Annotated in this window: 22 protein-coding genes; all 22 read left to right on the top strand. The window is 42.6% G+C overall.

Going from position 1 to position 18,715, the window contains the following annotated elements; all coding sequences use genetic code 11:
- Positions 1–44: 44 nt before the first annotated feature.
- The 22 genes from HNQ43_RS01090 to HNQ43_RS00985 all read left to right on the top strand — a co-directional run bounded on the left by HNQ43_RS01090 (position 45) and on the right by HNQ43_RS00985 (position 18,379).
- Complete coding sequence (locus tag HNQ43_RS01090; protein WP_244957004.1) at positions 45–1,391, top strand: PTS sugar transporter subunit IIC; 1,347 nt, start codon at positions 45–47, stop codon at positions 1,389–1,391.
- A 44-nt stretch (positions 1,392–1,435) separates the two neighbouring features.
- Positions 1,436–3,421: a BglG family transcription antiterminator gene (locus HNQ43_RS01085; protein WP_183373948.1), complete on the top strand. Its 1,986-nt coding sequence runs from the start codon at positions 1,436–1,438 to the stop codon at positions 3,419–3,421.
- 13 nt (positions 3,422–3,434) lie between these two features.
- Positions 3,435–3,728, top strand: a complete 294-nt coding sequence (locus HNQ43_RS01080; RefSeq protein WP_183373946.1) for a PTS sugar transporter subunit IIB — start codon at positions 3,435–3,437, stop codon at positions 3,726–3,728.
- 7 nt (positions 3,729–3,735) lie between these two features.
- A complete protein-coding gene (locus tag HNQ43_RS01075) occupies positions 3,736–4,068 on the top strand; it encodes a PTS sugar transporter subunit IIA (protein ID WP_183373944.1) in 333 nt (110 codons plus the stop codon).
- Positions 4,069–4,071: 3 nt separating this feature from the next.
- Entirely contained in the window at positions 4,072–4,683 is a 612-nt protein-coding gene (locus HNQ43_RS01070) for an AAA family ATPase (RefSeq protein ID WP_183373942.1), read from the top strand.
- Positions 4,683–5,402 (top strand): purine-nucleoside phosphorylase, encoded by a 720-nt coding sequence (gene deoD / locus HNQ43_RS01065; protein WP_183373940.1) that lies wholly within the window; start codon positions 4,683–4,685, stop codon positions 5,400–5,402. The genes HNQ43_RS01070 and deoD (HNQ43_RS01065) overlap by 1 nt, the downstream gene beginning before the upstream one ends.
- Before the next feature lie 145 nt (positions 5,403–5,547).
- Positions 5,548–6,150, top strand: a complete 603-nt coding sequence (locus tag HNQ43_RS01060; protein WP_183373938.1) for a YczE/YyaS/YitT family protein — start codon at positions 5,548–5,550, stop codon at positions 6,148–6,150.
- A 23-nt stretch (positions 6,151–6,173) separates the two neighbouring features.
- Positions 6,174–6,890 (top strand): purine-nucleoside phosphorylase, encoded by a 717-nt coding sequence (deoD, locus tag HNQ43_RS01055; protein WP_183373936.1) that lies wholly within the window; start codon positions 6,174–6,176, stop codon positions 6,888–6,890.
- A 4-nt stretch (positions 6,891–6,894) separates the two neighbouring features.
- Positions 6,895–8,073 (top strand): phosphopentomutase, encoded by a 1,179-nt coding sequence (locus tag HNQ43_RS01050; RefSeq protein WP_183373934.1) that lies wholly within the window; start codon positions 6,895–6,897, stop codon positions 8,071–8,073.
- Between the two features lie 221 nt (positions 8,074–8,294).
- A complete protein-coding gene (locus tag HNQ43_RS01045) occupies positions 8,295–9,227 on the top strand; it encodes an immunoglobulin-like domain-containing protein (RefSeq protein WP_183373932.1) in 933 nt (310 codons plus the stop codon).
- Between the two features lie 58 nt (positions 9,228–9,285).
- A complete protein-coding gene (gene glyA, locus HNQ43_RS01040) occupies positions 9,286–10,512 on the top strand; it encodes a serine hydroxymethyltransferase (protein WP_183373931.1) in 1,227 nt (408 codons plus the stop codon).
- Positions 10,509–10,982, top strand: coding sequence for a 23S rRNA (pseudouridine(1915)-N(3))-methyltransferase RlmH (locus HNQ43_RS01035; protein ID WP_183373930.1), 474 nt, complete (start codon positions 10,509–10,511; stop codon positions 10,980–10,982). The genes glyA and HNQ43_RS01035 overlap by 4 nt, the downstream gene beginning before the upstream one ends.
- Before the next feature lie 103 nt (positions 10,983–11,085).
- Entirely contained in the window at positions 11,086–12,270 is a 1,185-nt protein-coding gene (locus HNQ43_RS01030) for a phosphoglycerate kinase (protein ID WP_183373929.1), read from the top strand.
- A 17-nt stretch (positions 12,271–12,287) separates the two neighbouring features.
- Positions 12,288–13,034 carry a triose-phosphate isomerase gene (tpiA, locus tag HNQ43_RS01025; protein ID WP_183373928.1) on the top strand — a complete coding sequence of 249 codons (747 nt, stop codon included), beginning with the start codon at positions 12,288–12,290 and terminating at the stop codon, positions 13,032–13,034.
- Positions 13,035–13,143: 109 nt separating this feature from the next.
- Positions 13,144–14,133, top strand: a complete 990-nt coding sequence (locus HNQ43_RS01020) for an NlpC/P60 family protein (protein WP_183373927.1) — start codon at positions 13,144–13,146, stop codon at positions 14,131–14,133.
- A gap of 72 nt (positions 14,134–14,205) precedes the next feature.
- Positions 14,206–14,682, top strand: coding sequence for a 2-C-methyl-D-erythritol 2,4-cyclodiphosphate synthase (gene ispF / locus HNQ43_RS01015; RefSeq protein WP_183373926.1), 477 nt, complete (start codon positions 14,206–14,208; stop codon positions 14,680–14,682).
- Entirely contained in the window at positions 14,679–15,140 is a 462-nt protein-coding gene (gene dtd / locus HNQ43_RS01010) for a D-aminoacyl-tRNA deacylase (RefSeq protein WP_183373924.1), read from the top strand. Before ispF ends, dtd begins: the two co-directional genes overlap by 4 nt.
- A complete protein-coding gene (gene folD / locus HNQ43_RS01005; protein ID WP_183373922.1) occupies positions 15,127–15,987 on the top strand; it encodes a bifunctional methylenetetrahydrofolate dehydrogenase/methenyltetrahydrofolate cyclohydrolase FolD in 861 nt (286 codons plus the stop codon). Before dtd ends, folD begins: the two co-directional genes overlap by 14 nt.
- Complete coding sequence (locus HNQ43_RS01000; RefSeq protein WP_183373920.1) at positions 15,977–16,189, top strand: DUF951 domain-containing protein; 213 nt, start codon at positions 15,977–15,979, stop codon at positions 16,187–16,189. The genes folD and HNQ43_RS01000 overlap by 11 nt, the downstream gene beginning before the upstream one ends.
- Positions 16,180–17,283 (top strand): redox-regulated ATPase YchF, encoded by a 1,104-nt coding sequence (gene ychF / locus HNQ43_RS00995; protein ID WP_183373918.1) that lies wholly within the window; start codon positions 16,180–16,182, stop codon positions 17,281–17,283. Before HNQ43_RS01000 ends, ychF begins: the two co-directional genes overlap by 10 nt.
- Positions 17,284–17,286: 3 nt before the next feature.
- Positions 17,287–17,931, top strand: coding sequence for a site-2 protease family protein (locus tag HNQ43_RS00990; protein WP_244957003.1), 645 nt, complete (start codon positions 17,287–17,289; stop codon positions 17,929–17,931).
- A 79-nt stretch (positions 17,932–18,010) separates the two neighbouring features.
- Positions 18,011–18,379: a metal-dependent transcriptional regulator gene (locus tag HNQ43_RS00985; protein WP_183373916.1), complete on the top strand. Its 369-nt coding sequence runs from the start codon at positions 18,011–18,013 to the stop codon at positions 18,377–18,379.
- Positions 18,380–18,715 lie beyond the last annotated feature (336 nt).

Below are 18,715 nucleotides of genomic sequence, written 5' to 3'. Positions count from 1 at the left end.
GTAGAGAGAGCGCAAACCGCTTACAATCAAGGTGCCATGACATTATGAGCTTAGTAAGAAAGGAGAATTTGAAAATGCAAGCGATTCAAAATGCATTGCAGAAATGGTTGTTTCCGATTGCCCAAAAATTGGAACAGCAAAGACATCTGCAATCTGTGAAAGATGGTGTGGTTGCGATCATTCCGATCATTATTATCGGATCTTTCTGTATGATCCCTGTCGGTTTAGGAAACCTGTTTGGTGGAGGGTTTGGAGCCTGGGTCAATGATCACATCCTCATCTTTAACTTTCCCACTTATTTTACGACTAACATTATGTCATTGTTTTCTGCTTTTTTTATTGCCGAGTCTTTAGCAAAACGTTACAACATGAAATCCCCAAGTATGTTAGGGATCATGGCTGTATTGGTTCAGGTAGTGCTTTGTGTGAATGTCGATCCTGAAAACAGCATGATCTTTGATATTACTTCATTGGGTTCTGAAGGTCTCTTTGTCAGTATCATCGGCGGGCTTCTGGTTGTAGAAATTACTCGTTTCTTCGAAAAATACAACTTGACGATCCGTATGCCGGACAGCGTGCCTCCAATGGTTTCAGAAAGCTTTTCTTCTTTGATTCCTTTTGCGTTTAACGTGATATTGGCTTGTGCTGTTGCCTTGCTTTGTACAACTTATGCCGGAACCACTTTCCCGAAGATCATTATTAGCTTATTGGCACCTGCTATTTCTTCTATGGATTCTGTATGGGCTGTTGCGATCATCATTTTCTTGACGCAGCTGTTATGGGTATTCGGTCTGCATGGAGCCGCCATCACACAGAGTGTTTGGGCACCGTTTGCGATCACTTATGCAGCAGAGAATGCGGCTGCAGTAGCTGCCGGTGTTGCTCCGGAACATATCTTTACTTATGGTTTCTATTTTGGATTCTTACAAGTTTCCGGTTCTGGTATGACTCTTTTGCTGGTCATCATGATGTGTCGTTCCAAAGCAAAATCTTTGAGTTCGATTGGTAAAGTGGGTATCATTCCTTCCTTCTTCGGTATCAACGAACCGATTATTTTCGGTCTGCCAGTGATCATGAACCCATTCATGCTGATTCCATTTGTACTGGGACCTGTGATTGTTTCTGTCATTTCTTATGAAGCTATGGCTACCGGATTGGTATCTTTGCCATTGGGAGAAGCACCAGGTTTCTTGCCTCCGGGATTCCAGGCATTCTTGTTGACGATGGATTGGAAAGCTGCCGTTTTGGCTATCTTCAATGTCTGTCTAATGGGATTGTTCTACTATCCATTCTTTAAAGCGATGGAAGCAGATGAATTACGTAAAGAAAAAGAAGCAGAAGCAGAAGAGTTAAAAGCTGCAGAAGCAAAAGAAAAAATTGAACAGGCTTAATTTTTCAAATCTTGTTATAATAAAAAGGTAAGTTAGATTTTTAGTTGGATCGTTCGATCCAACTTTTGATCAGCGGGTTTGAAAGAGGGATGCCGGTGTTAACAGATCGCCAAAAAAAAGTGGTCAAGATCATCGTAGAGCATGATCGGGGCATTTATGCCAATGAGATCGCTAAATCTTTAAAAGTCAGTACTCGGACAATTCGCAATGATATAGCCGGAATCAATCTGGTGCTGAAGAACAGTCAGTGTTCGATTCAGTCCAGCAAGCGGACAGGGTACTTTATCATGCAGGAGAACATCAACCGAATCAAAGATGTTCTAAAAACGATGGACGCTTTGAATCCAAAGCAGATTGCCACTTCATCCAAGCAACGGAAATATTATATTCTTGGAAAGCTGATGAATTGTCATGCGAAAGATCTGGGAGAAATGGCGGATGAACTCTATGTCTCGGAACAAACGGTTTATAAAGATCTGACAGGGATGATCCATCATTTGGATGAGAAATATCATTTTTATGCCTTATCTTTGGAAAATGGGCAAATGATCTTACAACCGAAAGAAATCGAGATTCGAACTTTAGTTTATCGCTTGATCAAAGAAGAAATTTATCTGACCAACCGGCTGGTGGACATTCATCTTTATCAAATGATTCGCGACAGCGCTGATATGGAAGAACTCAACGATATCGTTGACTATATCAGCGCCTATTGTCGCAGTAATTCGATCGTGTTATCGGATCAGATGGTCTTTGTGATCGCGTGGATGATCTTTTTTACGATGCTTCGATCCGAAGGCGGGTATCATTTGGAAAGAAATGTGGAATTATTCAACCCTAACGAAAAATTGAGTCAATTGTTGACGAGTCTTTTTCGCGACTTGAAGTTTAATCTTACGAAAAGTGATTGTCATCTTCTGCAAAATTATATTGAGACTCTGGGTTTCTACAGCAATCAGGAAGGTGTGATCTCGGGATCGGAAGTTGAAGAGATCGTAGATCTTTTCACAAAAGAGATGCTTGCCAAATACAACATGGATTTCACAAAGATCCCTTCTCTTTTTGAAAACTTCAAGATTCATCTTCAGTTTACAATCAAACGATTGTTGATGGATTATCAGCTTTCTAACCCGCTTCTAAAAGAAGTCAAAGTCAAGTATTCATTTGCGTATGAGATCACAATGCTGATCGTGCCGATCATTCACGAACGGTATGGGCTGTATTTGAGCGAAGATGAAATCTCATTTTTAACGATGTATGTGATGCCTTTCTTAAAGGCACAGAATGCCAGAGTCAAAACGATTCTGGTCAGCGGAACATCACAAAGTTTTGCGAATATGCTCCATGTGTGGCTCAATCAGGAATTCGGTTCGAGAATTGATATTGTGACAAAGATCCCCATGTATCGTCTGGAGGAGGAACTCGAATCGCATAAAGTCGATCTGGTGATTTCGGACAGGACGATCGATAAAAAGATTTCCGTTCCTTTGATCGAGATCACGCAGTTGCCAGGAACAGCCGAAAGGCAACGGCTGGAATCGTTTATTGTCAAGACGGTGACGGTGACTTCCAGCGAAGAAGTCTTTCACAAAGTCTTCAATCGAAATGCGGTTCTGTTTTTTGACGGAGAACCATCCTTTGCGCAAATTATTCAAAGGTGTTCAAAGCGTTTGATGGAAAATGGAAATATTCTGGATGCGGATGCCTTTGCGGTGGCCACTATGCAGCGCGAACAAATCTATCACACGCATATTGATCATGGTGTCTTTTTCGCTCATCCATTAGAGAATGAAGCCGTTAAAAATGGTGTTTGTGTCGGGGTCGTTCGAACAGATGCAGAGATGGCTGGTCATCCGATTCGTATTGTATTTGTGGGGGCTCATGAGCCCAGGATCTATAAAGAGATGATCCATATCTATGATTTGATCAACAAGGTAGCGGCCTCCAGTCGTTTAGTTGGTATTCTGTGCGGCATGCATAGTGAAGGCGAACTGATCGATTATCTGGAGCGAATCGTACAGATCATATAAAGGAGGAAAACGTATGAAGATCTTAGTTGTATGCAATGCCGGGATGTCAAGTTCGATCCTGGTCAAGAAAATTGGTGAGTATGCCAAGAGTATCGGAGAAGAAGCAACAGTGCAAGCAGTCAGCTCAGCAGCGGCAGGCGATGAAGCCGGAAAATGGGATGTTTGCTTGTTAGCTCCTCAGATCCGTTATGCTCTGGATGATGTAAAAAATAAAGTAAAAATGCCAACCGCTTGTGTAGATATGCGCGTCTATGCCATGGCGGATGGTAAAGCCGCTTATGAACAAGCAAAAGCATTAAAAGGATAATTATTTTATGTTAGATCTTGAAAAATTGTCAGAAGTAGCGATGCAGATCATCGCATACTCCGGAGTTGCCAAGTCCACCTATATCGAAGCGGCTCATTTGGCCCGTCGAGGAGAATTTGATCAAGCTATAGAACAAATCAAACAGGGGGACGAAGTGTTGCGTACCGCTCACGATACTCATTTGCAGCTTCTTCAAAAAGAGGCAACCGAAAACACGCCTCAAGTATCGATGCTGGTTCTTCATGCGGAAGATCAGTTTATGAGCTGTGAAACGATCAAGGTACTTGTGATGGAAATCATGGAGATCTATCGTCAGCTGCAAGCCCCAAAAGGAGAATGATGTATGGGAAAACAAGCATATGATCCATGGTCGAAGATCACGACTCGCAATGGATATGCCTGCGATGAAGTGATCAGTTCTTTACAGAAATGCATTCGCCGCGGAAAAGAAGAAGAGGCATGTAAATTTGCCTATGAACTTTATATTTCTTCGCCGCAATTAGAAGAAAAGATGTGGCGCCGTCTGATCACGATCTCGGTGGAAGATATCGGGATGGGCAATCCCATGGCTATTGTTGTAGTCAATGCCCTGGCCCAAGCTCGCCTGAATTTTGATTATGCGGATAATGATCGTACGATTTTCTTTATTCACGCAATCCGTTATATGTGTGAAAGCGAAAAAGACCGCTCCAGCGATCTCTTAAAGAATATCTGCATCAAGAGTTTTGCGATGGGACAATATCCGGAAGTTCCCGATGTCGCTTTAGACAAACACACGCAAAGAGGTAAGGCGATGGGAAGAGACTCGTTTCATTTCTTGAATGAAGCAAGCATCGTGATCCCTCAAGCAAAAGTGGATAACGACTATAAAGAGCGTTATGCAAAAATCTTGGAAGAATACGATCCAAACGATGTGGCCGAAACGACATTTACCTTCAACGGCTGGCAGTGGTAATGGCAACGGTACATAATAAGGCTTCCAAAGAAGAAGTCGCTTCAGTGGTGCTGATGCCTGGCGACCCTTTGCGCGCCAGATATATCGCCGAAAAATATTTACAGGATGCTGCTTTGATCAATGATGTGCGCGGAATGCTTGCGTATACCGGAAGCTATCGCGGCAAACGCATCACGGTCATGGCCAGTGGTATGGGGTGCGGATCCATGGGAATCTATTCTCACGAACTCTTCAATAAATACGATGTCGAAATCATCATTCGCACCGGATCTTGCGGAGCTTATACAATGGATCTTGCCTTGATGGATCTGTTCATTCCGGATTCCTGCTGGAGCCAGTCGGCTTATGCCAGCATATATAGCGGATGTACAGACGACGTAGTCTATCCGGATCCGGAATTATGGGCCGATTTATGGGAGTGCGCTCAACAAAAAAAACTGGCGCACAAAAAAGGATGCCTGCATACAAGCGACTGTTTTTACTACAAGAAAAAAGAAGATAAACATTTGATCTGTGAAGAGAAAAAGTGCCTTGCGGTGGACATGGAAAGTTTTGCCTTGCTGCACAATGCGGCCATTGCCAAAAAAAAGGCAGCGACCATCTTGACAGTCAGTGATCATTCTTTGTTAAAAGAAAAAATAAGTGCGGCCCAAAGACAATCCGGTTTTGATGAAATGATCGAAGTGACTTTGGATGTGCTTTGGAAGCACGCGAAATAACCTTCCGCTCGGATAGGAAAAGGATTATTTGAGTCACATCTCTGCCTTTAGTAAACTGAACTTGTAAAAAGAGTTTACGTAAACCTAAAAGATACTGTAAAGAAAATCTTTGCGGTATCTTTTTTCACAAAGAAAGGTGGATGTGATGAATTTAAAAAAAACAGGACTTGTCGTTTTGGGATCTTTGATTTCCGGAATCGGTATCGCTATTACGATTGCGGTTGATTTGGGAAGTGATCCCATGACACTTTTTTGGATTGGAATTGCTGATACTTTGCATATTACGGTGGGGCAAGCCAATCTCTTGGTTTGTGCCGTGATCTTGGCCGTTATCTTTTTTGTGGATCGAAAACAGATCCATGTCGGCAGTATCTTGAATCCGATCGTGATTGCTTTGGTAACAGATAGTCTGGCTTTTTTAGATTTTCATGGATTGCCGATGATGGGCCGTATTCTGATGATGATCATAGGCTTTGCGATCTTAGCTTTCGGAGTAGCCTTTTATGCTTTGGCAGATTATGGCAAAGGGGCTTATGAAGCTCTGGTCTTTACCTTGAGTAAAAAGCTGGACAAACCCGTGGGACCGATTCGGACAACGGCAGATATTTTGTTTGCGTTGCTTGGTGTATTATTAGGAGCTCATTTTGCTTTAGGAACATTGCTAGCGATTCTTTGTATGGGATTGATGATCCAAATATGTTTAAAATGTCTGAATAAGTTTTTTTCGGATTTAGTTTTTCAATCATAATAATAAAATAAGGAGGAATGAAAATGTCGACAGCACATAATAATGCCAATCTAGGCGATATCGCCAAAACTGTCTTGATGCCAGGAGATCCGTTGCGAGCCAAACACATCGCTGAGACTTATTTGACGGATTTTGTACAGTTTAATGCCGTTCGCGGAATGTATGGGTATACAGGGGATTATAAAGGAAAACGAATCTCTGTAATGGCCAGCGGTATGGGCATGCCAAGCATGGGAATCTATTCTTATGAATTGTTTAAAGAATATGGAGTAGAAAACATCATCCGTATTGGCAGTGCCGGTGCTTATACAAAAGATTTGCATTTATTTGATCTGGTTTTGGCGGACAGCTGCTGGAGTGAGTCGACTTTTGCGTTGGCTCAGGCAGGCATCGAGGGAAATATCCAATATCCAAGTCAAGATTTGAATGAGACAATCAAAAAAGCAGCCGCAAAACTGGAAATCCCGGTTTTGGAAAAACGAATTCATTCAAGCGATGTATTCTATCATGAAGCCAATGTTCCGGATCACAATGATTTTTATCAGGAACATGGCTGTGTCTGTGTGGAAATGGAAAGCTACGCTTTATTTCACAATGCGAAGATCTTAGGGAAAAATGCAGCCTGTCTTTTGACGATTTCTGATTCTCTGGTGACTGACGAGCATGCCAGTGCCATGGAACGTCAGACTTCTTTTTCACAGATGATGGAAGTCGCTTTAGAAGCCGCTATTATGAGGTAAGACCATGAAATATAAAAGAATCTTTACAATCGTAGTAGACTCCTTTGGAATCGGACACGCACCGGATGCAGCACAATTTGATGATGAGGGTGCCGACACATTTGGTCATATTTTGGAAAAGAAGCCGAATCTTCATATTCCCAATATGCTTTCTTTAGGGTTGGGAAATATAGGTGTTCAAAAACCTACGCAAACCCATGGTTATGCTTTGCGTCTTCAAGAAGCCAGTGCCGGAAAAGACACAATGACGGGCCATTGGGAAATGATGGGACTGCACATCACAACACCATTTCAGACATTTACTGAAACCGGATTTCCTCAGGAACTGCTGGATGAGTTGAGCAAACGTTGCGATGGACGAAAGATCATTGGGAATAAGGCAGCCAGCGGGACAGAGATCCTGGATGAATTGGCAGAGCAGGAGATCCAAAATGGTGATTTGATCGTTTATACCTCAGCAGATTCTGTCTTGCAGATATGCGGGAATGAAGAAACAATGGGGGTGGACACATTATACCGGTATTGTGAGGCTGCCCGTGAGTTGACTATGCGACCAGAATGGAAGGTTGGACGAGTAATCGCAAGGCCATATACAGGAAAGAAGAAGGGCGAGTTTGTCCGTACCTCCAATCGTCATGACTATGCGTTAAAGCCATATGGAACTACGGCTTTGAATGTTTTGAAAGAACATGGTTATGATGTGATCAGCGTAGGGAAGATTCGAGATATCTTTGACGGGGAAGGAATCACTCAGGCACACAAATCCAAGAGCAGTGTACACGGCATGGAACAAACATTAGAGATTGCTGACCAGGATTTTACCGGACTTTGTTTTGTCAATCTGGTTGATTTTGATGCTTTGTGGGGACATCGTCGCAATCCCATCGGATATGGAGAAGAATTGGAACGCTTTGATGCCTTGCTAGGACAATTATTGCAGAAAATGCGTCCGGATGATTTGGTGATGGTGACGGCCGATCATGGCAATGATCCTACTTATAAAGGAACCGATCATACGCGCGAGATGGTGCCTTTGATGATGGTTTCTCCTAGTATGAAAGAACAAGGCATCTTGGAGGACGAAAAGACCTTTGCGGTGATTGGAGCTACGATTCTCGATAATTTTGGTTTAGAAATGCCGGAAAATACGATTGGTCATAGCCTTCTTGATCAACTGAAATAAAAAACAGATCGTGTCATTTTTGATGCGATTTTTTGATGTTTTTGGGGAAAATGTGGGAGAAAAACAACTAAAAAAAGCCGATATTAGCCTTTATATAAGGGATAAAGTGAAAAATTGTGTGAAAATTGTGAAATTGTAAAAAGACTTTACAAACTGCTTCCGTTTCTGTATCATGCACAATTGTGTGTTCACAAATCATGAATAGAATGGAGGCAAGATTCATGAAAAATACGAAATATTTCGCATTGGGCCTGAGCTTGCTGTTCAGCGTTTGTATACAAAGTCAGTCTGTTTTTGCACAGGAAAAGGCCATAGAGCTCGAAGATGAGAAGGCAATCGTAGATCAGCTTCTGACTATGAAAGGATTCTCTTTAGAGGATCTTGAGTATAAGGGAAACGAAAAAGGAAGCATGGTGTATGAAAATGATGCGATGCGAGTGACTGTAGACAATCTGGATCTAGATTCTTCAGGCAAGCAGGATGTATCGATAACATATTCCTTGAAATCTTCGAAGGCATTGTGGGACAAGATGAACAATTCCCAATCTTCGCAAGTTTCTAGTGATTATACGATCACAAAACAAGTGGAAGTCATAGACACCAAGGCCCCTGTAATTGAAGCGCAGGATCGTTATGTGATCACGCAAGGGGATGAATTCGATCTAGAAAACGAAATCAAAGTATCGGATGATCGAGACAAAGAAGTTGAAGTTGATCTTGAAGGAGACATCGATACTTCTGCACCGGGAACTTATACAGTACAGATCAAGGCAACCGATGCGGGCAACAATGAAACCATCAAGAACGTAGAGGTTGAGGTTCAAAAGAAAATTGATCCGAACTTTCATCAGAAGATAGCGGATGCCGCTTTAGCGCAGATTGGTTTCAATCAGGATTGTACGATGTTGGTCACTAATTCTTTAAGAGCGGTAGGAATCGATTTCCATGGTGCACCAGAAGCGTATTTGTCTTTAGGCACTTTGACAAATGATCCTGTTCCGGGCGATATCTGTGTTTATCAGGGGCACGTTGCGATCTATATCGGGAATGGCCAAGCCGTTCATGGAGGCTGGAACGGTTATACGACAACGGTGTTCAGTGTACAATGCAGCAATCCGCTGATTGGCTATGTCCACGTCGATCCGAACCTGTAAGAAAGAGTTTGTCTCTTTCTTTTTTTTATGTTAGAGTGGGTGAAAACGGAGGTGTGTTATGCGAGATCTTGAAATGTTTTCGATCATTGAAAAAGAAGAACAAAGACAAAAAGGAAATGTTGAGCTGATTGCCAGCGAAAATTTTGTTTCTCAAGAAGTGCGAGAAGCACAAGGAAGTGTATTGACGAATAAATATGCAGAAGGCTATCCGGGAAAACGATACTATGGCGGGTGCGTCAATGTGGATGCGGCCGAGGATCTGACAAGGCAAAGAGCGCTCGCGTTATTCAAAGCAGACCATGTAAATGTGCAGCCTCATTCGGGGTCTCAGGCTAATATGGCGGTTTATAATACTTTGCTGCAGCCAGGAGATACTGTTATGGGAATGGATCTGGCGGCCGGGGGACATTTGACGCATGGCCATCCTATGAATTTTTCTGGAACATTGTATCAGTTTGTGCCTTATATGGTTGATAAGGAAACGGAACGAATCGATTACGATGCTTTAGAAAAACAAGCCATGGAAATCAGACCCAAACTGATCGTTGCCGGAGCCAGTGCGTATTCGCGAATCATTGATTTCGAACGTTTTGGAGAGATCGCCCAAAAGTGTGGAGCGTATTTGATGGTCGATATGGCCCACATCGCCGGATTGGTTGCGGCCGGGTTCCATCCAAGTCCCATTCCTTATGCTGATTTTGTCACTACAACGACCCATAAGACTTTGCGCGGTCCTCGTGGAGGCATGGTTTTCTGTAAGGAAGAATTCGCAAAAAAACTAGATTCTAAAGTATTCCCTGGTATGCAGGGTGGTCCTTTGGAACATGTGATCGCGGCAAAAGGAATTTGCTTGTACGAAGCCAGTCAGCCTTCTTATAAAGATTATATCGAACAAGTTTTAAAGAATGTGCAAGTGATGGTTCAAGGATTCCAAGATGCTGGTTTCCGGATCGTTTCGGGCGGCAGCGATAATCATCTGCTGATGGTCGATGTTCTTTCCAGTATTGGAATGACGGGTAAAGATGCAGAACATTATTTGGATCTTGCGGGTATTACCGCAAATAAAAATACAATTCCTTACGATACACAAAAACCATTTATCACCAGTGGTATTCGCTTGGGCTCAGCGGCGATGACTTCGCGCGGATTCAAAGAAGCTGAGTTTGAACAAGTAACCAAATGGATCGTTGAAGTTTTGAAGAACGCGAATGAAGCCACATGTGCTAAAGTTCATGATGAAGTATTGGCTTTGACTAAACTTTATCCCGTGGAGGCACAAATTTGATCAGTCTGCTCTGTGTAGGCAAAAATAAAGAGAAAGCCCTTCGTCTTCTGGAGGATGAATATGTGAAGCGTCTTTCTGCTTTTACGAAGATCGAGGTCATAGAGCTCAAGGATGAGCCCAATCGTCACGTGGATCGATCACAAGAGGTTGACAAGATCAAAGAACAAGAGGCTAAGCGTGTTCTGGCAAAGATCCAAGATCGAGATTGGGTGGTCTTGCTTGATCTTCATGGCAAGATGATGGATTCCGTTGCGTTTTCTCAATCTTTGGAGACATGGAATCAAAAAGTATCTCGTTTAGTCTTTGTGATCGCCGGTTCTCTAGGGCCGCACGAAAGTTTGATCCAGCGTGCTAATTTCAAATTGAAATTAGGCGATATGACATTTACACATCTGATAACAAGAATTCTGATTCTTGAGCAGATCTACCGAGCTTATATGATTCAAAATGGACGTTCTTATCATAAATAGAACGTCTTTTTTTCATAAATTTACGGACCTTCCTAACAAAATCTAGGAAATCAAAATGGCAAGTGATATAATAGGAGTGCTTAGTTCAGTAGGAGGAATTAAAATGGCTAAAAGAACAGTAAAAGATCTGGAAGTATCTGGAAAAAAGGTCATTGTACGCTGCGACTTCAATGTACCTAGAAAAGATGGCGTGATCACGGATGATAATCGTATCGTCATGGCTTTGCCAACCATCAAATATTTGGTAGAGAACAAAGCAAAAGTGATCTTGATGTCTCACTTAGGAAAGGTAAAAACGGAAGAAGATAAAGCCAAAAATAATTTGGAATGCGTTGCCGTTCGTCTTCAGGAATTGTTGCCAGAGACTAAGGTAACTTTCTGCCCGGCTACTCGCGGGGAAGAATTGGAAAATGCGGTTGCGGCATTACAAGATGGTGAAATTGTATTGATGCAGAACACACGCTATGAAAAAGGTGAAAGCAAGAACGATCCAGAGTTAGGCGCTTATTGGGCCAGCTTAGGAGATGTCTTTGTAGAAGATGCATTTGGTTCTGTTCACCGCGCACATGCGTCTACTGTCGGTATTCCAACAAACATCAAAGAAAACGGTCTGGGATTCCTGGTAGAAAAAGAAGTGACCATGCTTGGAAAAGCAGTTGATGAACCAGCTCATCCGTTTGTTGCGATTATCGGCGGATCTAAAGTTTCTAGTAAAATCGATGTGATCGATAATTTGTTGAAGAAGGCGGATAAAGTAATCATCGGTGGAGGTATGGCTTATACTTTCATGAAAGCACAGGGTGGAAACATTGGTACATCTTTAGTGGAAGATGACAAATTGGATCTCGCAAAAGAGTATTTGGAAAAAGCCGGAGACAAACTGGTTCTTCCTGTAGATAATGTTTGTGCCGATGCCTTTAGCGAAGACGCCAATACGCAAGTATGCAAATCCGGAGAGATCCCTGAAGGATGGATGGGATTGGATATCGGTCCTGCTACAGTTGAACTGTTCAAAGAAACATTGGCAGGGGCAAAGACAGTTGTATGGAATGGACCAATGGGTGTATTCGAAATGAAAAAATTTGCCAAAGGTACTGAATTAGTGTGCCAGGCTATCTCTGAATTGCCAGATGCGATCACTGTAATCGGCGGTGGAGATTCAGCAGCTGCCGCAAAACAGTTGGGCTATGCCGAAAAATTCTCTCATGTATCGACTGGAGGCGGTGCTTCTTTGGAATACATGGAAGGAAAAACTTTGCCAGGTATCGCAATTATTAGCGAAAAGTAAAAAGGAGAAGAATCATCATGAGAAAACCAATTATTGTTGGAAACTGGAAAATGAATAAAAACAATGCCGAAACAGAGAGCTTCTTTAAAGAAGTGGATGCGGCAGCTGCCAGTGAAAATGCGACTTATGGAATTGGATGTCCGTTTACAGATTTAAAAACGGCAGCAGACAACGCGAAAAATTTGATCGTAGCTGCTGAAAACTGCCATTTCGAAGACAGCGGAGCATTTACCGGGGAAGTCAGCGTTCCTATGTTGGAAGAATTAGGAATCAAATACTGCATCATCGGTCATAGCGAACGTCGTCAGATGTTTGGAGATACGGATGAAACTGTGAACAAAAAGGCAAAACGTTTGATTGCGGCTGGTATGACTCCTATTCTTTGTATTGGTGAAACCGAAGCTCAATACGACGCCGGGGAAACTGAAAAAGTTATTCGTGATCAGCTGACAGGATCGATTGCCGATCTGGATGCCAAAGATGTAGCCAATATGGTTATCGCCTATGAGCCAATCTGGGCTATCGGTACTGGTAAATCTGCTACCAAAGAAGATGCACAGAATTGCTGTGCCATCGTTCGTGATCAAGTCAAAGTAATGTATGGTCAGGAAGCAGCTGATTCTGTACGTGTACAGTATGGCGGAAGTGTAAAACCTGGCAATATCGTTGAATATATGGCTTGTCCGGATATCGATGGAGCCTTGATCGGCGGTGCTAGCTTAAAAGCAGATTCTTTCTTAGAAATCATTGAGAAAACGAAATAATCTTTAAAAAGTGCAAAGGATTTTTAAAAAGAGGGTTGATACCCCTCTTTTTTTATGTTAAATTTTAGGTAACTATCGGAATAAAGAATATACTAAGGGGGTTTATTCTATGAATTATATTGAGGAACATGGTAAGAAAGTTGCCGCCGTATTATGCGTTGCCAGCTGTTTTCCAGTAGTTGCAGCTGTCTATGCAATGGAAACAGAACCAGGATGGCATGGGGATCGTTATATTAACACCGATACAACTGTCGCAACAGGATGGCAGGAAATCGAAGGAAAGAGTTATTACTTTGATGAATCGGGATCTGTTGATCAGAAGACTACGAAAAAGGCAACAGTAGCTACAGTATCTTCTACAGTAGCGGAAGAAGTTCAGACCAATGTTTCCCAGACGACAAAAGAAGTCGTTCAGGAAGAAGTAAAAGCAGTTGAAGAACAAAAAGCGCAAGAAGCAGTTGTTGAATCAACGGTTGTAGAAGAGGCAGTTGTGCAGGAGCCTGTGCAAGTGGTTGAAGAATCGACCGCAGCCGTTTCGCAGCCTACTTATACGGAAAAAGTGACTGAACCTGTTGTGGAAACACCGGCAGCCGAACAAACACCGGTTACGGAAACGCAGCCTGAAGAAGAACAAGCTCCGGTAACGGACACACAACCGGCAGAAGAACAAACACCAGCAGTTGATCAGACACCAGCAGTCGATCAGACACCTGTTGAAGATACGAATACAGGGGCTGTTAACAGCGATCTTAACACTCGTATCGCAAGTTCAGCTCAACAGCTGGTCGGCGTTACAGATGGAATGTGGTGTACACAAGTTGTTCAGCAAGCATTGGCTATGGCTGGTGTCAGTGATGCGATGCAGTTGTGGCCAGATGAATATATTTACTATGGTTACTATACAAATACGCCTCAAGCTGGAAACCTTGTTTATTATGACAATGGTGGGCGTGGAGTAGACCATATCGCAATTTATATTGGCAATGGTATGGCTGTTCATGGTAACTTCTACACTGGTGAGGGAACATCTCAAACTATTATTTCCAGTGTGTACAATGGTGGTGGAGGAACTCCTCAGTTCATCCAAGTTGTACGTTAATTTGGCGGATACCTGGCTTTTAAAGTCAGGTTTTTTTTTGTATAATTGTTCTGTTGAATTTGAGGTGATCTTATGCGGATTGGACAATCGATCGATATTCATCCTTTGAAAGAAGGCCGGGCTTTGATCTTAGGCGGTGTTTTGATTGAACATGATCTAGGCTTGGATGGCCATTCCGATGCGGATGTGCTTTGCCATGCCTGTATGGAAAGCATATTAGGTGCTTTAGCGTTAGGAGATCTTGGAAAACATTTCCCCGATACCGATCCACTCTATGAGGGAGCAAACAGTATTCAACTGTGCGCTAAGGTTTATGAAATGATGACACAAAAGGGGTATCGTATTGGCAATATGGATGCCACTATATTGATTGAGAAGCCTAAATTGGCTCCTTATATTGAGCAGATGCGTGAAAATATCGCATCGGTATTTCATTGTTCTATCGATGCGATTTCCATCAAAGCGACACGAGGCGAAAAATTAGGTTTTGTCGGCCATCAGGAAGGAGCTGTCTGTATGGCAGTTTGTTGTCTGGAGAAGAGAGTATGAAAGTTGTGATTCAAAGAGTGCGTCATGCCAGCTGTACGATCGATTCGCAAATTACGGGATCCATTGATCAAGGGTTTTGTGTTTTAGTCGGATTTACTCAAAGCGATACAGAAGCAGTGGTTGACAAAGTGGTAAAAAAGATTGTTTCATTGCGCGTTTTTTCTGACGAGGAAGGAAAGATGAATCGATCTTTGCTGGATATGGGTGGAAAGATCTTGTCGATCTCGCAGTTTACTTTATATGCTGACTGTAAGAAAGGAAATCGTCCTGGTTTTACCCGTGCTGCCAGACCTGAACAGGCGATTCCTCTTTATGAATATTTTAATCAAGCGATTGCTGGTGCCGGCATACCGGTAGAAACCGGTGTGTTTGGTGCCGATATGCAAATTGAACTATGCAATGATGGTCCTGTAACGATCGTTTTGGACAGTGAGGAGTTAGGTTATGAAAATCATTGATGGAAAAGAATTATCTACGAAGATCCGACAGACAATCAAGCAGGAAGTACAAGAAATCAAAGAACATGGGAATCGGTCGCCTTTGCTGTCCGTGATCCTGGTAGGCGATAATCCGGCAAGTCAGAGCTATGTTCGCGGGAAAGAAAATGCATGTCTTTCGGTCGGTATGGAAAATCGTACGATTCGTCTGGATGCGAATATCTCGCAAGCGGAACTGATCCAGGTAGTACGCCAGCAAAATGAAGATCCCAACGTGGATGGCATTTTGGTGCAGTTGCCTTTACCGGATCATTTTGAGACAAATCCGGTGCTGGATCAGATCTCGCCGGATAAAGATGTAGACGGGCTGCATCCGGTCAATGCGGGTCTGCTTCTGGCAGGCAGAGACGGCTTGCTTCCATGTACGCCAAACGGTGTTATGGAGATGTTGAAATCGATTGGATTGGAAGATCTAAGCGGCCTCAATGCGGTTGTTGTTGGCCGGAGCAACTTAGTTGGAAAACCGTTGTCGCTGCTTCTCCAACAAAAAAATGCTACGGTGACAATGGCCCATTCGCGAACAAAGGATCTAGCCCAAATCTGTTCAAAAGCTGACATCCTGATTGCTGCGGTGGGACGGCCCAAAATGATCACCAGTGAGTATGTCAAAGCTGGAGCGGTTGTGATCGATGTAGGGATCAATCGTATGGAGAATGGTAAGCTTTGCGGAGATGTTGATTTTGAAGATGTCAAAGATAAAGCATCCGCCATCACACCGGTGCCTGGCGGCGTGGGTCCTATGACCGTTTGTATGTTGTTGATGAATACTTTAAAAGCATATAAGGAGCATGAGTCGTATGGAAGATAAGCAATACGATTTGAATGATATCATTGAGATGAAAAAAGAGCATCCGTGTCATAAATCTAAACAATGGCGCATCATTCGCATGGGAGCGGATATCCGCATCAAGTGTTTGGGATGTGGTGCCAGTGTGTTGATGCCTCGCAGTAAGTTTGAAAAAAAATTAAAACGAGTTGTTTCGAAAGGGAGTGGATCTGAATGTCTTTAACAGCTGGAATCGTTGGATTGCCCAATGTAGGTAAATCCACCTTGTTCAATGCGATCACAAAAAGTCAGGTAGAAGCTGCCAACTATCCGTTTGCGACGATACAGCCTAATGTCGGTGTCGTGGAAGTGCCTGATTCGCGTGTGGATCGTTTGGTAGAGATTTTTCGTCCTAAAAAAACTATTTATACAACTTTCGAGTTTACCGATATTGCCGGGCTGGTCAAAGGGGCCAGTCAAGGAGAAGGTTTAGGAAATCAGTTTTTATCCAATATTCGATTGACCGATGCGATCTGCCAGGTCGTACGTTGTTTTGATGATCCGAATATTACTCATGTGGAAAACTCGATCGATCCGGTTCGTGATATCGAGATCATCAATTTAGAATTGACATTGGCCGATTTGCAGACAGTTGAGAATCGTATTGCGAAGGTGGAAAGAAAAGCGAAAACGACTTCGGATAAAGAAGCCAAACAAGAGATGGAACTGTTGAAAAAGTTAAAACCTTGTCTGGAAGAAGGCAAACCAGCGCGTTATCTGGAACTGGATGAAGAAGAACAGTTCTTTTTGAAGACATACAATCTGTTGACGGCAAAACCGGTGATCTATGTATGCAACCTAGATGAAGAAGGTGTTATGGATCCTAGCGGCTGCGAGTATGTGCAGAAGGTCAAAGAACTGGCCGATCGGGAAAATGCGCAAGTTGTCTGTTTGTGTGCCAAGATGGAAGAAGAACTGAGCGGATTGGAACCTGATGAAAAAGAAATCTTCTTAGAAGAATTGGGTCTTCCATCCAGCGGTTTGGATACTTTGATTCAAAAAGCATACAGCACATTGAACCTGTGCACTTTTTTGACCGCAGGCGAAGATGAATGTCGAGCTTGGACGTTTAAAAAAGGAATGAAAGCCCCAGATTGTGCAGGAATCATTCATACCGATTTTAAAAAGGGGTTTATTCGTGCAGAAGTCTATTCTTTTGAAGACTTGGATGCTTTGGGGAGTGAACATGCCATCAAAGAAGCGGGAAAACTGCGTCTGGAAGGAAAGGATTATGTTGTGCAAGATGGCGATGTTATGCATTTTAGATTCAACGTTTAGTCTATGTTGTGGAATTTAGAATATATCGTTTCCTTGGTGATTGCAGTTATTTTGGCCATGTCGATCCATGAAATGGCGCATGGATTGGTCTCTTACTGGCTGGGAGATCCGACCGCAAAACTGCAAGGAAGAATTTCTCTGAATCCTTTTGCGCATGTTGACTGGCTGGGAGTCTTATGCTTGCTTTTGTTTCATTTTGGATGGGCTAAGCCGGTTCCTGTTGATCCCAGCTATTATAAAGATCGGAAAACAGGAATCATATGGACAAGTTTTGCTGGGCCGGTTGCTAATTTTTTGTTGGCATTTGTATGTATTTTTTGTTTGATTTTAATATTAAAACTGAACCCTCTGTTCCTTTATTCCAATCTGGGATCGTTGCTTGAAAGCATATTATCGATGACGGCGACTTTAAATATTGGTTTTGGTTTGTTCAATTTGATACCGGTGCCGCCCTTAGACGGATCCAAAGTCTTGTTTTCGTTTCTGCCGGATGAACAATATTACCGTTTTATTCAAGGTTCTCCCTTCTTTATGCTGGTACTGGTGGTTTTGATCTATTTGGGGATCTTGAGCCAACCCTTAAGCATGATGCAGAATGGAATCTGGAATGCTTTTGTACAAATTTGTTCTTTCCTTTTAGGAATGTAGTGATGTGTTTCTTGGTTTCTGGCACCATGTTTGACAGAAACATTCGGAACCTATAAAATGATGGAGTGAGGTGAGAAACATGAAATTAGGAGAATCTTTAGAAGATTATCTGGAATCCATTCTGGTTTTAAGTCAAAAGATCGATCCGGTGCGAAGTGTGGATGTGGCAAGCTATCTCGGCTTTTCTAAGCCCAGTGTTTCTCACGCTGTCAAACTTCTGGAGAAAGATGGATATCTTCAGCTGGATAAAAACAAGTATTTGTATCTGACAGAAGAAGGAGAACGCATCGCTCAGGAGACTTATCGACGCCATAAATTTTTTATGGAAATGTTGGAAGAAATCGGAGTACCTCGCGACATTGCTGAACAAGATGCCTGTCATATGGAACATGTGATTTCGCAGGTTACCTTTGATGCGATTCAAAAATATTATGAAGAAAAGAAGTAAGTCATGGAAACGGGTAACCAAATAATTTAGGGGTTTCCGTCCGGAATTTAGGGGACAATCTAGGGGGCTGATGTTTCTTGAAGTTGTTTCCAGACCCCTAAATTGAATTTTGACCTATCGATTAGGAGCTGACATGTGTAATACATGAAAGCTCCTTTTTATTATGCTCTCTGCTTTTCGATTTCTATCACTATTTGACTTTTTTTCAGAATTATTTTGTTTTGTATTTACCTCTTGGTTTGCCGGGTTTCTTGAATTCTTCACGATGTCTCGGGACCCCTCGAACAGCGGTATTTTTTCTGGTGCTCCATAAGATCCTGTTTCGTGTATAATCAA

This window comes from Faecalicoccus acidiformans (genome assembly GCF_014202635.1).
Taxonomy (GTDB): domain Bacteria; phylum Bacillota_I; class Bacilli_A; order Erysipelotrichales; family Erysipelotrichaceae; genus Faecalicoccus; species Faecalicoccus acidiformans.
This window is presented reverse-complemented; position numbering and strand designations above follow the sequence as displayed.